Source organism: Ruminiclostridium cellobioparum subsp. termitidis CT1112 (assembly GCF_000350485.1).
Taxonomy (GTDB): Bacteria; Bacillota; Clostridia; order Acetivibrionales; family DSM-1351; genus Ruminiclostridium; species Ruminiclostridium termitidis.
The window spans coordinates 155,629-172,337 of sequence record NZ_AORV01000028.1 but is presented as its reverse complement, the minus strand read 5'-3'; the positions used below and the strand labels follow the sequence as shown (position 1 = coordinate 172,337).

Sequence of the window (16,709 nt, the reverse complement as noted above, 5' to 3'; positions counted from 1 at the left end):
TTTGAATGTGCATAGAAAGAATTTTAGTAATTATGTCGTTCCTCTCGTAGGAACGTGGATTGAAATAATAAACTAAGATTAGAGTAAACTGCATAAAGTAGTCGTTCCTCTCGTAGGAACGTGGATCGAAATTTGGTAATGAGCGGGAAGGCAAATCTTTTAATATTTACCCATGGTATAATTTGCCTCTTTATCTGGAAACACTCTATGTATTGGATAATTTCGGATAAAGGGGCTTTTTATGTTGAGAAGAATAAGAATTATATTATTTGTATTTTTAGCTATATTTTCATGTTTGCTGACGAGATTATGTTATATTCAGACAGTCGGAGGAGGACTATTATCTAAAGAGGCATCGGCTCAGAGAGTGAACAATGTGCGGATTGAGAGTGTCAGAGGAGATTTTCTGGACAAAAACGGTATCAAATTTACCGGCAGGACTCAAAAAATAACAGCTGTGCTTAAACCGGCACTGCTCAGGGATCAATCCCAGGTTATAAACCAGCTGTGTGCCATACTTGGCCTTGAGCCCGAAAAGACAATGGAAGAAATCCAGCGGAAAAATACACCCATATTAGTTGAGATAGATCAGGAGACAAAGGCTCTTATAACCTCCATGAACATAGACGGGGTATCATTTGTCAATTCCTTAAGCAGGTATAATACCGACACAAAGGCCAAACATTTGCTTGGTTATCTCAACAAGGTTGATAATGTGGGTATTAACGGGCTTGAAAAGCTGTTTGAAAAAACGCTCAATTATGGTAAGGAGGACAGCATAGCAGTCATTACCGATGGAAGCAATGATTTGCTCACCGGCCTTGGATATAGAATCATTAAAGAGGATGACAAAAAGAACAGCAAGCTGGATATAAAATTAACACTGGATTATCACATTCAGGATATTATTGAAAAGGCTCTCGACAGCAGAAATCTGACCGGGGCGATTGTAGTTGAGAATGTCAAAACCGGTGATATTGTGGGCATATGCAGCAAACCGGATTTTGACCCCAACGATATTGAAAAATATCTCTCAAATAATAAAAGGCCGCTGTTCAACCGTGCAGTGGCACAATACAATATCGGTTCGGTTTTCAAGCTGGTGGACCTGGCAGCTATTTTCGAGCAGCAGCCCGATTACAATATGGTATTCAGCTGCCCGGGATACATCCAGATAGCCGATACCGAATTCAAATGCTCCTCATATGAAACGGGCGGACACGGTACGGTTGATATCAACACTGCCCTGGCCAAGTCCTGTAATGCGTATTTTATCAATATGTCACTGGACCTGGGTGCCGACCCCATTTTAAACATGTGTAAAAAATTTGGACTTGGTGAAAATACAACCTTGACAAAGCAGGGGATAGGTGAAGCCAGAGGAATAATTCCCGCGAAAGCCGACCTTCAAAATCCCGGTGACATTGCAAATATGTCAATAGGACAGGGGCAGATTATGGCGACACCGGTTCAGATTGCCGATATGGTCGCAACCATAGCCAACGGCGGCATTAAAAATAATGTTAATCTCCTGGACAGCGTTGTCAACAGCAGCGGAAACAAAGTAAGGGATCTTAGAGAGACCTCCCAGGAGAGAGTGATTTCAAAAGCCAGTGCCGACAGAATAATGGCCCTGATGGAGGGGGTCATAAGTGAAGGGACCGGGAAAAAGGCCAATATGGATGGATACGGCGGAGCAGGAGGAAAAACAGGAAGTGCTGAGACAGGGCAATACATCGATGGAGAAAAAATTATTCAGGCATGGTTTGCAGGATATTTTCCGGCAGGAAGTCCCAAATATTCGGTAGCCATTTTTATCGAAGACGGAAGGAGCGGCGGCGAGGCTGCAGCGCCAATATTTGCAGAAATTGGATCGGAAATTATGAAACTGGGACTGTAATAAAAGACAAGCAGGGATTCCGATTAATAGAATCCCTGCTGCCTAGCTAATGATTTAACCAACGGTTAAGAAACTAACCGAACTGCTTTTGTTTTCCCTGCATTAATCCGTTACTGCTCTTATTAACTGCGGCCACCCTCTTGGAGCAGATGCAGTACCTCGAGCACTAATCGGACGCAAGAAATTTTCAATTACGGGTATGGCAGAAAAAAAGTTAAAAACCATCAACTTCATCATCTCCCAATGCTCGACATCAAAAACAACTTGCAAGTCCCATAATGCTAATTACATACATTGCTGCAGTATATTAACATCATAAAACCTTACTATCAATTACTGCGATTGATAGAGAAACAAAGAAGTCCAAAGGTATCATCTCCCAACTTTTTTGGTCAGCTAAACCTTTGCCCAGCGGATACATAAATATCCTATGAATACCTGAGTATCCAACGGATACATTTCTGTATCACAGTACATATTATTTCTTTAATCAGGCTTTCTATTCGTTTGTTCACTGCCAATTTCTAGAATAAAGGCTGGTTGCGGGGTTTAACATTGTTTTTGTTGTTAAAATCCGATCCTTCATTATCCTGATTTATATTTTTTTCGGATTTATTTTTAGAATTGGACTTGGATGATTTTTTGTGCTCCTTATTTCCCTTCTGACTCATAAAAAAACTCCTTTCTGTTATATTTATAAGCTGTTTATAATATATTTTGATGATTTGTCTTTTTTATTCAAATAATAATTCCTTTTATAATTTCTTCAAAATTAAATATAAATTTAATAGGAGATATTAATCATAGGGCAAAATTGTTATAATTATATGGTCGGTCAAGCAATTCATACCAATGGTATAATTGAATTTGATTCTATAACTCTATAACAATTTTAAAAATTGAGGCAAGAGGTTGAAAAAAATTATAAAATAAGTAGAGGAGGTACCCGGCCCATGCCATTTCTTTTATTGTGTTTTGTACGAAATGCCGGACACGGGTGTATTTATGGAAGCTAAAAAAGTTGCTGAAATTGCGACATCTGCCGGTGAAATTCTTTTGAGTAACGGTGCCGAGGCATACAGGGTGGAGGAGACAATAAAGAAGATATGTTCTTCCTATGGTTTTAACGGCGAATGTATTTCCACCTCTACAGGTATTTTTATTTCAATATCCGACCAGGAGGGGGAATTTGTAACTTCGGTAAAAAGAATTAATCTAAGACGCGTTGATCTTTACAGGGTTGAACTTATAAATTCCTTTTCAAGAGGTCTTGCTGAAAATCCTCTGCCTTACGAGGAGGCTAAAAACAAGCTGCGGGAGATATATAATGCGCCCAATTTTTCACTGGGTATCAGGCTTTTGGCGGCAGGACTGACGGCTTTTTCATATGCCATATTTTTTAACGGAGGCATTTTGGATGCGTTGGTCTCACTTTTAATAAGCTTTGGAATATACCTGCTTTTGGAATATATCTCTAAAATAGGCTCCTTTCAATTTCTGGAGTACTATCTTTCAGGTTTTATAATAGGAGCGGTAAGCCTTGCAATTGGTTCGTTTTTTCCCCAGATCAACAAGGATAATGTAATAACAGGCGCAATAATTGTTCTCCTGCCCGGAGTGGCACTGACCAACGGGATCAAGGATTTGCTTTATGGGGATTATGTTTCGGGATTTGCAAAGTTGGGAGAAGCTATACTGATCATAGTGGCCATGAGCGTGGGAATCGTAACGGCACTTTCCATTTTTATGAAATGGTTTTAAACAAATTCATTATCTTATTTAAAGTTATGGATGATAAATGGAGGCTAAGTATCTATGTCAACCGTTCAATTATTACAGGTTGTTATTGCGTTTTTCGGAAGTATATTTCCTGCTGTTTTATTTAATATAGACAGAAAGAAAATAGGCTGGGCAGGTTTAAGCGGGGCGCTGGGCTGGTCTGCGTACCTGCTGGTTTTTAACGTCACTCAAAATGCCATTGCTTCTACCTTTGTTGGTGCAGTGGTTGTGGGCTGCTACAGTGAGTCGCTGGCGAGAAAGCTTAAAACCCCGGCCTTTGAGTTTCTGATCCCGGGAATATTTCCGCTCGTGCCGGGGTTTACGGCGTATACCGCGCTGAGGTATATTGCTGAAAACAATATGTCCCAGGCATTGAGCAAAGGGGTTCTGGCATTGGCCGTAGGCGGAAGCATAGGTTTTGGAATAATGCTGTCCACCACTATATTTAAGTTCTTTACAAAATTGAAAAATATAAGGCTGTATGGGAAAAGTTGAAAGTGGCCATATTATGCACTATAATGGAATAATTAGAAAATAATGGAAAACTTAAAGAGGATAGAAAATTTAAAAATTTTAATGGTATGGCTGGATAGTTGGAGGATATTTAATGGAAGAGCTTGCGATATCAATCCGGGAACTATATATGAGTTACGGGTCAAAACAGGTTTTAAAAGGAATCAGCATTGATGTTCCAAAGGGGCAGATAATAGGTTATATCGGGCCGAACGGCGCAGGAAAGAGTACTACGGTAAAGATATTTCTGGGACTGCTGACCGGCTATAAAGGTGTCGTAAAGGTGATGGGAGAGGACATATCAAATGGAAGTGTAGAATATAAAAGAAAGATCGGTTATGTACCTGAGACCGCAGAAATATTCGACAATCTCACTGCCCGTGAATACATAACCTTTCTGGGCCAATTGTACGGCATGGCATATGAGGAGACCGATAAAAAGGCATATAAGCTGATGGAACTGTTCGGTATAGAACAGGTATATGACTCAAGGATCACGTCCTATTCCAAAGGTATGAAGCAGAAGGTCCTGCTCATTTCAAGCCTTATTCACAATCCGGATATTTTATTCCTGGACGAGCCCCTGAGCGGACTGGATGCCAACAGCGTTATGGTCTTTAAGGAGATCATGAGCCACCTGGCCAGGCAGGGTAAGACAATATTCTATTCCTCCCACATAATGGAGGTGGTTGAAAAGATAAGCGACAGGATAATTCTTATCAACAACGGCAGCATTGTTGCCGACGGCACCTTTGACCAGCTTAAGGAGCAGAGTAAGGAAGGCAGCCTTGAAGATATTTTCAACCAGTTGACCGGTTTTGACAAACATAAGCAGCTGGCCGATGAATTTGTAAATATAATAGGAGCATAAAATGAAAGAGTTTGTTTTGATAAGACTGCTGGACAAAACAGCCGGGGCTTTGAAAAAAAATGATATTGATTATTTGCAGCTGAGAATGATCCTGAAAATAAAGCTGACTCTGGACTCCAGAAATGTGCCTACAGTACTGTCGGGCACAAGAAATATTGAAAACAGGAATATCCCGCTGCTGTCCATGTTTATGTATGGCTTTATGGGACTGATGATATCGATTTTCGTTTGGGTCCCATTTTCTACCTTTTATAAAATGAATATTATTCTTGGCATGATTATATTTATGATTCTTGCGACGATGATATCCGATTTTTCAACTGTTCTATTGGATGTTAAAGATAAAAATATCCTGATGCCGAGACCTGTTAAAGAAAAGACCCTGAAACTGGCCAAAACCATTCATGTTTTTTATTATTTGGTCAGAATAACCCTGGCGCTTTCAGGCCCTACTATCGTAATGTGCTATTTCAAGTACGGCATGCTGTTTTCGCTGGTTTTTCTGCTGGAGATTATTCTGATTTCCGGTCTGGTAATGTTTCTGACTTCCATACTTTATTTCCTGATTCTCAGACTCTTTGACGGTGAGAAGCTGAAGGACATAATAAATTATTTTCAAATAACTCTTACAGTCTTTATAACTATTGCATATCAGTTTATAGGCAGAATGTTTGATGTTTCGGAAACCAGTGTGCATTTTGCTCCCAAATGGTGGAACTACCTTATACCGACAACCTGGTTTGCAGCGCCGCTGAATATGCTTGCCGAAAAGGATTTTGCAGGTTTTTATATGTATTCGGCAGCTTTAGCGGTGATAATACCTGTTATTTCCTTTGGAGTCTATTTAAAATACATCGTTCCTTATTTTGAAAGGAATTTGCAAAAGCTGAACAACAACAGCGGCAAAAATCAAAAAAAAGGAAAGGAACTCCGGACTGCAAAAACTTGTTTCTGCTGCGGCTTGCCCTGATATGCAGGAAAGGGCCGTCTTTAAGTTTACCCGGGACATGATTTCAAGTGAAAGGAAGCTGAAGCTTCAATTATATCCAAGCCTTGTTTTTGCCTTTATAATGCCGTTCATTTTTATATTTATGAATCTGTTTAGAGGGAATTTTTCAGAAGGACTTGTTAGAATAAAAGGCAGTAACACATATCTCTGTGTGTACATCGGCATAGCCATGGCAAGTATTTCGGTCAGCTTTATAAGTAAGAGCGAAAAATTCAGGGGGGCATGGATATATAAGGCTCTGCCGGTTGAAAAGCCGGCCATTATATTAAGAGGCGCTCTGAAAGCTTTTATATTTAAGTTCAATTTACCACTGATCACCGTTCTGAGTCTGGCATGTGTGCTGTTGTACGGACCCCGTATCATTCCGGATATCATTCTGATGTTTATAAACATGCTTTTACTGCTGATATGCTTTTTCAGAATAGCTACTAAAAGCTTACCGTTTTCACAGGAATTCCAGGGCATGAAGCAGGGCACCAATGCGGCCTTGAGCTTTGCGCTTCTGTTTTTATCGGGATTTATGGCTTTAATCCACTTTGGTGCCAAATTTATTTCCTTTGGTGTAACTGTCAACATTGCTGTCTCGGCAGTAATTACAATGATCATATGGCACTATTGTTTCAAAACCAGCTGGAAGGATTTGGAATGCACTTCCTGACTGCAATTTATTTCATTGGTTTTAAAAGCAAGTGATGCCGGGATGGAAGTCCGACTTGACACAGCAATAGAAATCTTTTAAAATTTAAATAATTAAAAAAGCACAAAATGGGGAACACCACCGAAAGGGTGTTCCTTGTTTTGTGCTTTTTTGTTTAATAGAACACATTAAATAACTCGTTGTGCCAGTTAAATTTTGTGGATGCTTCCGGTTATAAATAGCTGTTGCCTGATTGGATACAGCCATACTATTTCAGGCAAGAGCTTCGTGGGCAATCCATGCTGGATACCGGCCGAAAGCACTATTGATGGTGTGGAATTGACTTGAAGCTATTCTTTGAGGTCTGTAACAGCTATTAAGCTGAAAACATATTAATTACCGGCACAAGCGTTAATTACTGGGAGGTTGCAATGAAACTAAACGGAACATATCACAAACTTGATAAAAGCCAGACCCTTGATGAATTTTTAAAGACCAGGGGTTACAATCCTGCAATTGTGGCAGTGGAATTGAACGGACAAATAATCTCAAAGGGAGAATATGAGAATACCATCGTCGATGACCGGGCTGCAATAGAAGTGGTCAGATTTGTGGGCGGGGGCTGAATATGCGGATAACACTGAACGGCAGGAAAATAGAGCTGGATGCGGGGTGGGCCTTTGAGGTACGTGAGAGATACGGAAAACCAAACGACATTGTCATTTTAAACGGCTTTCAAATTGAAGAGGACTGCAAAATTTCGGAAAATGATATTTTGAATATTATCACCAAAGGTGTAATGCCCGGGAAAGATGAACTTGAAAGCATGATGATGGCAAGGCATACTCCCAGGGTACACAGCGAGGTGAAAAAAGGTAAAGTTGCTGTTGCCGGACTGGGCGGCCTTGGCTCAAATATAGCTGTAATGCTTGCCAGAGTCGGAGTGGGACAATTGCTGCTGGTGGATTTTGATGTGGTTGAGCCAAGCAACCTGAACAGGCAGTGCTATAGTATCAGCCACCTGGGAATGCCTAAAACAGCTGCTTTAAAGAAACAGATACAGGAAATAAATCCATTTGTAAAAATTGAGCTGAGGGATGTAAGAGTTGCCGAAAACAATGTCAGGGAACTGTTTGAAGGCTATGACATTGTGTGTGAGGCTTTTGACAAGCCGGAGGCCAAAGCCGTCCTTGTGAATACTGCGCTGGAGCAGCTTCCGGACATTAAGGTGGTGGCGGCTTCGGGTATGGCAGGCTGTGAAAGCTCAAACCTCATAAGAACTGTAAAACCTATGAAGCGCCTGTATTTATGCGGAGACCTGGAAAACGGAGCAGGAACAGGCAGCGGTTTAATGGCTCCGAGAGTCATGGTCTGCGCCGGACACCAGGCCAATATGGTTTTAAGGTTATTACTGGGGATGGAAGAAGCCTGAAAAGCCTCTCCTATTCGCCTTATGGCGGATATGGGAGCAGGCGGAATTAATTATTTTTTGTGGCCGCTGTGCGGCTCAAAGCCATAACAGGGTTAAGGAGGTTAAAAAATGACTGATAAATTAATAATTGAAGGACATGAGTTCAATTCCAGGTTCATATTGGGCTCGGGAAAGTTTTCTCTTGAGCTTGTAAAAGCGGTAATCGAACAGGGAGAGGCCGAAATGGTAACTCTTGCCCTGCGCCGGGCCAATGTGGGCGGAGAAGAAAATATTCTGGACTACATACCGGAAGGGATCACATTATTGCCCAATACTTCGGGTGCCAGAAACGCGGAAGAGGCTGTGAGGATTGCGCGCCTTGCACGAGAGGTGGGCTGCGGCAGCTTTGTGAAGGTGGAGGTTATCCGGGACACCAGGTATCTGCTGCCGGATAACCATGAAACTGTAAGGGCAACGGAAATGCTGGCAAAGGAGGGCTTCATTGTTATGCCCTACATGTATCCCGATCTGAATACCGCAAGGGACCTGGCAAATGCGGGAGCGGCGGCGGTAATGCCGCTGGCCTCACCCATAGGCAGCAACAAGGGCTTGAGCACCAGGGATTTTATAAAAATCCTCATAGATGAAATTGATCTGCCAGTTATAGTGGATGCGGGTATTGGCCGGCCGTCCCAGGCATGTGAGGCCATGGAAATGGGGGCTGCTGCCGTCATGTGCAACACCGCTGTTGCCACGTCAAGCGATGTAGCCCTCATGGCAAGGGCCTTCAAGCTGGCTATACAGGCCGGGCGTGACGCATATCTGGCCGGCCCGGGAAGGGTCCTGGAATACAGTGCCGAAGCGTCAAGCCCTTTGACAGGCTTTTTGGAGGATTAGATATGGCTGATATAGAGTATATGAAGTATATGGAACATATGAATTATCTTGACGGCATGGAGGCCGTCAGTCCGGATATTATGAACAGGGTGCTTTCGCTTGCCGGCAGCTATGATTACGGCAAATATGCCGGCAAGGATGTTGAAAGAGCCTTGGGCAAAGAGCTGTTGACACCTGACGATTATGGGGCTGTCTTATCCCCTGCCGCAATGCCGTATCTGGAAGAAATGGCACGCAAGGCATTGCTTGAGACAAGAAAGCACTTTGGAAATTCGGTTTGTTTATTTACGCCGCTGTACATTTCGAACTATTGTGAAAATGAGTGTGTATACTGCGGGTTTAACTGCAGGAACAAAATTCAGCGTGGCCGGCTGTCTATGGAGGAGATGGAAGAAGAGCTTCAGGCCATTGCCGCCACCGGACTGAGGGAGATTCTGATTTTAACGGGAGAAGCCCGTAATGCCTCGGGTGTGGAATATATAGGGGAAGCCGTCAAGCGAGCTGCCCGCCGCTTTTCTACCGTTGGAATTGAAATATACCCATTGAACTCGGAGGAATATGTCTACCTGAATAAATGCGGGGCGGATTTTGTTTCGGTCTATCAGGAAACCTATAATATTGATAAGTATGGACAGGTGCATTTAAGAGGGCCAAAAAGGATATTCCCTTACCGTTTCAACGCGCAGGAAAGGGCCTTGCTTGGCGGAATGCGGGGCGTTGGAATAGGTGCTTTGCTGGGGCTGGACGACTTTAGAAAGGATGCCTTTGCGGCAGGGATGCACGCATATTTTCTTCAGCAAAAATATCCCCATGCCGAGATCTCCTTTTCGGTGCCCCGGCTAAGGCCATATATCAACAATTCCGGCAACAACCCTGCCGAGGTTCATGAAAGGCAGCTTTTACAGGTCATGCTGGCCTACCGTTTATTAATGCCCTTTGCCGGAATAACCATTTCTACAAGAGAAAAGCCCAACTTCAGGGATCATATAATAGGTCTGGCAGCTACAAAAATTTCAGCCGGGGTAAGTGTGGGAGTAGGGGGGCATAAAAACCGTGAAAAGGGTGATGAACAGTTTGAAATCTCCGATTCCCGCGGTGTGGGTGAAATACATGAAATGATAGCAGGCAGAGGTTTACAGCCTGTATATACCGATTATGTAAGAGTATAGGAGAGCGTATGTTGATTTTGGTTACAAACAGGAAGCTATGCAGGGATGACTTTCCGGCACGGCTTGGCCGGTTGGCAGAGACAGGACCGGAGGCAATAATTTTGAGGGAAAAGGATCTGGGACAGCAGGAATATGAACAGCTGGCACGACAGGTACTGTCAATCTGCGAAGAAAATAAAGTCAAGCTGATAATTAATAAAAATATCGATATTGCAGCAAAACTGAATATTCCCCTTATACATTTGTCAATGGAGGATCTGAGATTGAATAAGAACCGGCTGGGGCAGTTTAAATGCACAGGTGCATCGGTACACTCGGCAGATGAGGCTGTGGAAGCCCGGGAGCTTGGCGCCGGTTACCTCATAGCAGGCCATATATTTCCCACTGATTGCAAAAAGGGACTTCCGCCGCGGGGAATGGACTTTTTGAGAGAAGTGTGCAGCAGGGTCGATATTCCGGTATTTGCCATCGGCGGAATAACCCGGGAACGGGTACAGGCTGTCCTTGAAACGGGTGCCAAAGGCGTGTGTGTTATGAGCGAGGCTATGACCTGCCGTGAGCCCTCATGTCTTTCATTTTTTTCGGCAAAACAACATCAGATATTCTGAAAAAGTACATAAAATGTTAAGAAATTGTTAAGAGTCTGTGACTTTGTGCGGTAGATGCCCTGTGGTATAATAGGGAAGATAAACAAATATGTTACAAAGGCAGAAAGTGAGACTCAAATGAAGAAAATAGTCAGAGTATTAATGGTTGCGGTAATATTTTTTTCGACATTCCTTGGAGTTGGTGCCGAGAAAGCAGCCCAGAACAATGGCATGATTGACGTAAAAATCAATGTGGGCTTTAATGACGTGTACAAGATAGGATACTCTACACCAATCAATGTAAATATTAAAAACAATTTCAGGGACATCAACGGAGAAGTGGAAATACGTGTTCCAAGTTCGCCCGGCAAATATATGAGCTATGTGAAGCCGGTCAGCCTTCAAAAAGGCGCTGAAAAAAATATAACAATAAATGTACCCATAGGCAATGACAGCAGGACGAAATATGCAGTGAATATTTATGACGGCGGAGAGAGGATTTTTGAGGATACCATTACCACAGTTGCCTCAAACAATGTCACCACTTTTATAGGTATACTGAGCGATGATTTTGACAGTTTGTCCTATATCAATTCAGTTCCTGCTTCTGCAGGGATTTCCCTGGTTACAAAAACCATAAAGCTTGACGAGAAGAATTTTCCCGAGGATATTTTTACTTTAAATGCATTTAATGTTTTAGTAATCAATGATTTTGACACTTCCAGATTCAGTAAGACGCAATACGAAATTATAAAACAATGGGTAAGAAACGGCGGAACATTAATCATAGGAACGGGGTCTAAATATAACAAGACGCTTTCGGTGTTTAAAGATGACTTTATCGAGGGCTCTCAGGGAAATGTACAGGAAATAGCAACTTCAAAAATATATGAGCTGGCCACAAACGGTGATAACAGGAATGAAACAAAGCTGGAGGTTCTGCCTTTAAATATCAAGGACAGCACCATAGTTTTGGAGGACCGGAATGTCAGTCTTGTACAGGCTCATGGCAAAGGCAGGGGAGTAGTTGGTATACTGGCGTTTGACCTGGGAAAGGCACCTTTTGCAAACTGGAATAACAATACGGCTTTTATGGTAAAGGTTTTGGAACTTGTCAATCCGGGTTTGACAGGTACAAATGCAAACAGCGGCAATAATAACATCAATTCCTTCAGAAACAATACATATGCATTGCAGGAGGCGGTAAACCAGTTTTCTGAAATGGCCGCACCAAAAACCTCAAGTTATTATCTGATTTTGCTTGTTTATGTTTTGGTGGTCGCACCTATAAGCTATTTTATTCTGAAGAAGCTTGACAAACGTGAATTGATGTGGCTTACCGTACCGGTTATGGCAATTATTTTCGGCGTAATAATTTATGTGACGGGAAGCGGCACAAGACTGAGCCAGATAACGACGAATATTGTTTCATTTATAAACCTGGATAAGAATGGAAATGCTTCGGCAGACACTTATGCCGGTATTTTAAATACAAATAAATCCAGGGTGAAAATCTCAGGGCAAAATGGTGAAAGGCTGCTTCCGGTCAATAATAATTATTATTCCGACCAGACTTTTGAAAAAGAGGCCCTTGAAGCAACAATTTATGCAGGTGAAAACGGAAGGATAGAATACAAAAACAGCAGTCTGCTGGATACAAAAATTCTGCAGATACAGGAAAATTCGCTTGATATAGGGAAAATCGAAACCAATCTGAAATTAAAGAATGGTAAAATTACAGGCACCATTAAAAATTCTACAGGGTTGGAGCTGGCAGACTGCCTGCTTGTGATGCCTGACGGTTATTATAAAATCGACAGCTTGAAAAGCGGGGCAGTTGTAAATCTGGATACCATCACTCCGGGAAGACATGAAGGTAATTTTCACGTAATGATAGGAGAGGTGTTCTTTAGCCGGAGCTATCCAAATACCAGCGCAGCAGGGACAGACAGGAAGAGAAATTTGGATTTAAGGCAGGAGGGAAATATTCTGCAAAGAATGTCTGACTATGGAAACGGGCAAATTAACGGCATTACTTTTATCGGTTTCTCAAAAACCCAAATACATAAGCCCTTGCTTGTAAACAGTGCTGCTGCAAAAAAAAATGAAAGAAATTTATTATTCATGCCTGTTGACGTGAAGTTCACCGATGAAGGCAAAGTGGAATACCCGCTGGGCTTTGTACCTTTTGAAGTCATCAATACGTCAAATCTGAATTATGATATGGCAAGCGGCAGATTTTACGGAAGCGGTTCAGCGGAGTTGATCTACAAGCTTGACAGGGACATGCTGGTAGAGGAATTTGGGATAAATACCTCCGGCTTGCAGACCAAGTCCTTGGGTGCGGGATACAGTATTTACAATATCAATAAGGAGACCTATGAAGCTGTTACCGATAAAGTCGTAGAAGGAGAGAGTTTAAAGGATTATTTAGCTCCCGGAAACACATTAAAAATGAAGGTTGAAGTTACCGACGGGGAAATCGGAGTACCTCAGATGTCTGCAAAAGGGAGGAGCAAATAATGCTTAGAATAGAAAATCTTTGTAAGAGTTATGGAAAGTTCCGTGCTGTAAATGACTTGAACCTTCATATACCCAAAGGTGAAATATTCGGGTTTGTGGGGCCAAACGGAGCGGGCAAAACTACCACGATGAGGATCATATGCGGACTTCTCGACGCTACCTCGGGAAAGGTATATGCCGATGGGATCGACGTAATTGACAGGCCAAAGGAGCTGAAACGCAAAATAGGCTATATGCCTGACTTTTTCGGGGTCTATGATGACCTGAAGGTAATGGAGTATCTGGAATTCTATGCGTCCATATACAATATAAAAGGTGCCGACAGCAGAAAGATATGTCAGGACCTTCTCGAGTTGGTGGACTTAACCGACAAAAAGGACTTTTATGTGGACAGCCTGTCAAGGGGCATGAAGCAGAGGCTTTGTCTGGCCAGAAGCCTGGTTCACAATCCGGAGCTGCTGATTCTGGATGAACCGGCCTCAGGTATGGATCCCAGAGCAAGAATTGAAATGAAGGAAATATTGAGAACCTTGAAGAGTATGGGCAAGACTATATTGGTGAGCTCACATATTTTGCCCGAGCTTGCAGAGCTGTGTACAGCCATCGGCATAATAGAAAAGGGCAGGATAGTTATGAGCGGCACTGTGGATGAAATCACCAGAAAAGTATATCATACCCAAACCATACGGATAAAAGTAATAGACAGGTTGGAGGAAGCCATAAGGGTGCTTCAGGAGTACCCTGACATCGACGGGATAAACCCGGTGGGCGATAATGAAGTTGAAGCCTCCTTCAACGGTGACGAGGTCTTCATGAATGCGCTCCTGGTCAGGTTAATACAGAATAATATACCGGTAACGGCCTTTAACCAATTGGACGGAAATCTTGAAGACATATTTATGAAGGTAACTGCAACAGGGGAGGTAGAACAATGAGCGCCAATACGCAAAAAAGGTATTTCAGAATAAATCCCGTACTGCTTAAAGAACTCAAGGTCAGGATGAGAAGCTGGAAAGCGGCAATCTTAATAGGTACCTACAATTTTGTACTCCTCCTGCTGACCATATTTATAATGAAGCTGACCATGAACAATGATATAGGAGCTCCCACCCAGGCAACCATATTTGGTACATATGCCTTTCTGGTGGCTGCACAATTCGGTTTGATAACACTTATAGCTCCCGCACTTACCGCCGGGGCCATATCAGGTGAAAGAGAGAAGCAGACGCTGGATATCCTGTTGTCAACCACCTTGAATCATAGGTCCATAATTACAGGCAAATTATTTTCATCCCTGAGTCAGATCATATTGCTGCTGGTATCCTCCATCCCTGTGTTTTCAATAATTTTTCTATACGGCGGCATAGGCCTGGTACAGCTTTTACAGGTTTATCTGTTTTTTATCCTTATAGCGGTAACTCTTGGCAGTATAGGTATTTTCTTTTCGACTTTCATAAAGAAAAGTACTGCGGCAAATGTTTTGACCTATGCGGTTGTGGTTTTCCTGTATCTGGGCACCATTTTAATTTCGGTGTTTTATGTGCAGCTGGTCATCATGCCAAACTATACAAACAGTCAATACGAAGGGACTTTCTGGGTATTTAATTTAAACCCGGCCGTGGCCCTGATCTCTCTGGTGATGGATCAGTTCCAGGAAGGCGGCGGAAGAGTGTTTCAGGGTTTGACTTTGACAGTCCAGCAGGGAAAGCTCCATCTGTGGCATATTAATGCAATATTCAATGCCGGTCTGTCGGTGGTGCTGCTGTTTTTAAGCGCCTTGAAACTCAATCCGGTTAAAAGGAAATGGTTGGGGAGAGGTAAAAAATGAATTTAAACAAGCCTTACGGAAAAATATCATATGTGCTTCGAAAGGCCCGTAACAGAATCATATTAAGCATAACCCTGCGGAATGTGACGGCGGGTCTGTGCACCGCCCTGGCGGCAGGGATTATTCTGGAGCTCCTCTCAAGACTCATACCCATATACAGGGTGTATGTCCTGTGGGGATATGCCGGTGCGGGCGTTTTTCTGCTGTCCTTGCTCAGTGTTTTTTTATTCCTTCCAAAGAAAAAAGCAGTAGCCAGACTGCTTGATTCTTTCGGACTGCAGGAGAGGGTCATAACTTCTCTGGAGCTGGAAAAGGAAGATTCGGAATACAAGGAACTGCTGCTGGAGGATACCGTAAGCAAACTTGACACCGTAGATTACAGGGAAAGGATAAAATTGCTGCCCAATAAAAAGCTTCTGGCGGCAGTGATATTTCTCACGCTGGCTTTCGGCGCGACCGTACTGCTGCCCCAGCCGCTGCTGGAAGAGGCCCGGCAGGACCATGAATTAAACACATATAAAAAGGAGCAGAAAAAGAAGGTAGAAAAAGCAGAAAAGGAAGTCGAGAAGAATACCGGACTTACCGATGTGCAGAAAAAAGATCTGCTGGACAAACTGGAAGCTTTGAAGCAGGAGCTCAAAAAGTCCCAGGATACCAGGGCGGCCGATAAAGCCCTGGAAAAGCTTGCAAAAAAGCTGGAGCAGAACATTGATAAAACAAAGGAAGCCGATTTGAAGAACCTTGCTGAAAAATTAGCCGGAAACAAGACAGCCCAGGCTTTGGCAGGTGCTTTGAAATCCGAGAAAACGGAAGAGATCGGGAAGGAATTTGAGAACCTTAAAAATAAACTGAAGTCTATGAGTGCCGCCGAAAAAAACGATTTTAAGGATACACTGTCAAAAGCTGCCGATTCCCTTGGGGACAGTGAACTCAAGGACAGTCTGAATGGCCTGGGCGGCGCTCTGAACAGCGGAGATGAAAACGCAGTTAACAAAAGTGTTGATAAACTCAATGGAGCAGTCAACGACAGCCTTTCTCAAAAGAATATGAACAACGCTCTGGCGCAGGCCCAGAATGACTTGCAGCCCAATGCCGTCAATGCCCAGAATCAGGGCCAGAACTCCGGTCAGGGCCAAGGTGCCGCACAGGGACAAGGCCAGGGTTCCGGTCAGGGCCAGGGCAGCGGTCAAGGTCAGGGAGCAGGCCAGGGTAAGGGAGCAGGTGGAAGCAGTGCAGGCAGCGGTACCGGAAACGGTGATGGAGGGGTTACACCCTACGGACAGGGAGGTATTGCAAACAAAGCTCCTTCTGCCGGACAGGAGAAAGAATATGAAAAGGTTTTTACTCCCTCCAGATTGGGCGGGCAGGGGGAGACCTCGGTAATAACGGGAAAAGGCAATAATAACGGAAAATCCGAAACGACAATAACAAATAATGCAGACGCCTCCTTAGGGGAGCTGATGCCGTACAATCAGGTAGTCGGCCAATACAGTGAGAGGGCTATGGAAAGCATGGATAATTCCTCCATCCCCGGGGGAATGGAGGATATAATTAAAAATTATTTTGCTTCGCTGCAGGATTGAAA

16 protein-coding genes are annotated in these 16,709 nt (G+C 43.1%); 15 read left to right on the top strand and 1 reads right to left on the bottom strand.

Annotated elements, in window-relative coordinates:
• The first annotated feature begins 241 nt into the window (after window positions 1-241).
• On the top strand, window positions 242-1,900 hold the full coding sequence (locus CTER_RS10205) for a peptidoglycan D,D-transpeptidase FtsI family protein (RefSeq protein WP_004625380.1): 1,659 nt from the start codon (window positions 242-244) through the stop codon (window positions 1,898-1,900).
• A 524-nt stretch (window positions 1,901-2,424) separates the two neighbouring features.
• Here the strand turns inward: CTER_RS10205 and CTER_RS28285 are convergent.
• On the bottom strand, window positions 2,425-2,571 hold the full coding sequence (locus tag CTER_RS28285; protein ID WP_004625306.1) for a hypothetical protein: 147 nt from the start codon (window positions 2,569-2,571) through the stop codon (window positions 2,425-2,427).
• A 334-nt stretch (window positions 2,572-2,905) separates the two neighbouring features.
• Here CTER_RS28285 and CTER_RS10200 point away from each other — a divergent pair, with 334 nt between their 5' ends.
• The 14 genes from CTER_RS10200 (at window position 2,906) to CTER_RS10140 (ending at window position 16,707) form a co-directional block, all read left to right on the top strand.
• On the top strand, window positions 2,906-3,661 hold the full coding sequence (locus CTER_RS10200; protein WP_004625310.1) for a threonine/serine exporter family protein: 756 nt from the start codon (window positions 2,906-2,908) through the stop codon (window positions 3,659-3,661).
• Between the two features lie 54 nt (window positions 3,662-3,715).
• Window positions 3,716-4,174 (top strand): threonine/serine exporter family protein, encoded by a 459-nt coding sequence (locus CTER_RS10195; protein WP_004625274.1) that lies wholly within the window; start codon window positions 3,716-3,718, stop codon window positions 4,172-4,174.
• Window positions 4,175-4,286: 112 nt separating this feature from the next.
• Complete coding sequence (locus tag CTER_RS10190) at window positions 4,287-5,063, top strand: ABC transporter ATP-binding protein (protein WP_004625288.1); 777 nt, start codon at window positions 4,287-4,289, stop codon at window positions 5,061-5,063.
• A gap of 1 nt (window position 5,064) precedes the next feature.
• Window positions 5,065-6,033: a hypothetical protein gene (locus tag CTER_RS26930; RefSeq protein WP_004625243.1), complete on the top strand. Its 969-nt coding sequence runs from the start codon at window positions 5,065-5,067 to the stop codon at window positions 6,031-6,033.
• A 1-nt stretch (window position 6,034) separates the two neighbouring features.
• On the top strand, window positions 6,035-6,730 hold the full coding sequence (locus CTER_RS26925; RefSeq protein WP_004625333.1) for a hypothetical protein: 696 nt from the start codon (window positions 6,035-6,037) through the stop codon (window positions 6,728-6,730).
• Between the two features lie 410 nt (window positions 6,731-7,140).
• Window positions 7,141-7,335 carry a sulfur carrier protein ThiS gene (gene thiS, locus CTER_RS10180; protein WP_004625289.1) on the top strand — a complete coding sequence of 65 codons (195 nt, stop codon included), beginning with the start codon at window positions 7,141-7,143 and terminating at the stop codon, window positions 7,333-7,335.
• A 2-nt stretch (window positions 7,336-7,337) separates the two neighbouring features.
• On the top strand, window positions 7,338-8,141 hold the full coding sequence (gene thiF / locus CTER_RS10175) for a sulfur carrier protein ThiS adenylyltransferase ThiF (RefSeq protein ID WP_004625358.1): 804 nt from the start codon (window positions 7,338-7,340) through the stop codon (window positions 8,139-8,141).
• Between the two features lie 108 nt (window positions 8,142-8,249).
• Window positions 8,250-9,017, top strand: a complete 768-nt coding sequence (locus tag CTER_RS10170; RefSeq protein WP_004625352.1) for a thiazole synthase — start codon at window positions 8,250-8,252, stop codon at window positions 9,015-9,017.
• A 2-nt stretch (window positions 9,018-9,019) separates the two neighbouring features.
• Complete coding sequence (gene thiH / locus CTER_RS10165; RefSeq protein ID WP_004625286.1) at window positions 9,020-10,186, top strand: 2-iminoacetate synthase ThiH; 1,167 nt, start codon at window positions 9,020-9,022, stop codon at window positions 10,184-10,186.
• Between the two features lie 8 nt (window positions 10,187-10,194).
• Window positions 10,195-10,794, top strand: coding sequence for a thiamine phosphate synthase (locus CTER_RS10160; protein ID WP_004625307.1), 600 nt, complete (start codon window positions 10,195-10,197; stop codon window positions 10,792-10,794).
• 117 nt (window positions 10,795-10,911) lie between these two features.
• Window positions 10,912-13,296: a hypothetical protein gene (locus tag CTER_RS10155; RefSeq protein WP_131469412.1), complete on the top strand. Its 2,385-nt coding sequence runs from the start codon at window positions 10,912-10,914 to the stop codon at window positions 13,294-13,296.
• A complete protein-coding gene (locus CTER_RS10150) occupies window positions 13,296-14,231 on the top strand; it encodes an ABC transporter ATP-binding protein (protein ID WP_004625228.1) in 936 nt (311 codons plus the stop codon). Before CTER_RS10155 ends, CTER_RS10150 begins: the two co-directional genes overlap by 1 nt.
• Window positions 14,228-15,124 (top strand): ABC transporter permease, encoded by an 897-nt coding sequence (locus tag CTER_RS10145; protein WP_004625311.1) that lies wholly within the window; start codon window positions 14,228-14,230, stop codon window positions 15,122-15,124. The genes CTER_RS10150 and CTER_RS10145 overlap by 4 nt, the downstream gene beginning before the upstream one ends.
• A complete protein-coding gene (locus tag CTER_RS10140) occupies window positions 15,121-16,707 on the top strand; it encodes a hypothetical protein (RefSeq protein WP_004625299.1) in 1,587 nt (528 codons plus the stop codon). Before CTER_RS10145 ends, CTER_RS10140 begins: the two co-directional genes overlap by 4 nt.
• Window positions 16,708-16,709 lie beyond the last annotated feature (2 nt).

Bases quoted from the DNA above. Each gene is read 5' to 3' on its own strand.
- CTER_RS10200 (WP_004625310.1), top strand. From the start codon at position 2,906: ATGGAAGCTAAAAAAGTTGCTGAAATTGCGACATCTGCCGGTGAAATT.
- CTER_RS26930 (WP_004625243.1), top strand. From the start codon at position 5,065: ATGAAAGAGTTTGTTTTGATAAGACTGCTGGACAAAACAGCCGGGGCT.
- CTER_RS10155 (WP_131469412.1), top strand. From the start codon at position 10,912: ATGAAGAAAATAGTCAGAGTATTAATGGTTGCGGTAATATTTTTTTCG.
- CTER_RS26925 (WP_004625333.1), top strand. From the start codon at position 6,035: ATGCAGGAAAGGGCCGTCTTTAAGTTTACCCGGGACATGATTTCAAGT.
- CTER_RS10205 (WP_004625380.1), top strand. From the start codon at position 242: ATGTTGAGAAGAATAAGAATTATATTATTTGTATTTTTAGCTATATTT.
- CTER_RS10145 (WP_004625311.1), top strand. From the start codon at position 14,228: ATGAGCGCCAATACGCAAAAAAGGTATTTCAGAATAAATCCCGTACTG.
- CTER_RS10195 (WP_004625274.1), top strand. From the start codon at position 3,716: ATGTCAACCGTTCAATTATTACAGGTTGTTATTGCGTTTTTCGGAAGT.
- thiF (WP_004625358.1), top strand. From the start codon at position 7,338: ATGCGGATAACACTGAACGGCAGGAAAATAGAGCTGGATGCGGGGTGG.
- CTER_RS10190 (WP_004625288.1), top strand. From the start codon at position 4,287: ATGGAAGAGCTTGCGATATCAATCCGGGAACTATATATGAGTTACGGG.
- thiS (WP_004625289.1), top strand. From the start codon at position 7,141: ATGAAACTAAACGGAACATATCACAAACTTGATAAAAGCCAGACCCTT.
- CTER_RS10160 (WP_004625307.1), top strand. From the start codon at position 10,195: ATGTTGATTTTGGTTACAAACAGGAAGCTATGCAGGGATGACTTTCCG.
- thiH (WP_004625286.1), top strand. From the start codon at position 9,020: ATGGCTGATATAGAGTATATGAAGTATATGGAACATATGAATTATCTT.
- CTER_RS10150 (WP_004625228.1), top strand. From the start codon at position 13,296: ATGCTTAGAATAGAAAATCTTTGTAAGAGTTATGGAAAGTTCCGTGCT.
- CTER_RS10140 (WP_004625299.1), top strand. From the start codon at position 15,121: ATGAATTTAAACAAGCCTTACGGAAAAATATCATATGTGCTTCGAAAG.
- CTER_RS10170 (WP_004625352.1), top strand. From the start codon at position 8,250: ATGACTGATAAATTAATAATTGAAGGACATGAGTTCAATTCCAGGTTC.
- CTER_RS28285 (WP_004625306.1), bottom strand. From the start codon at position 2,571: ATGAGTCAGAAGGGAAATAAGGAGCACAAAAAATCATCCAAGTCCAAT.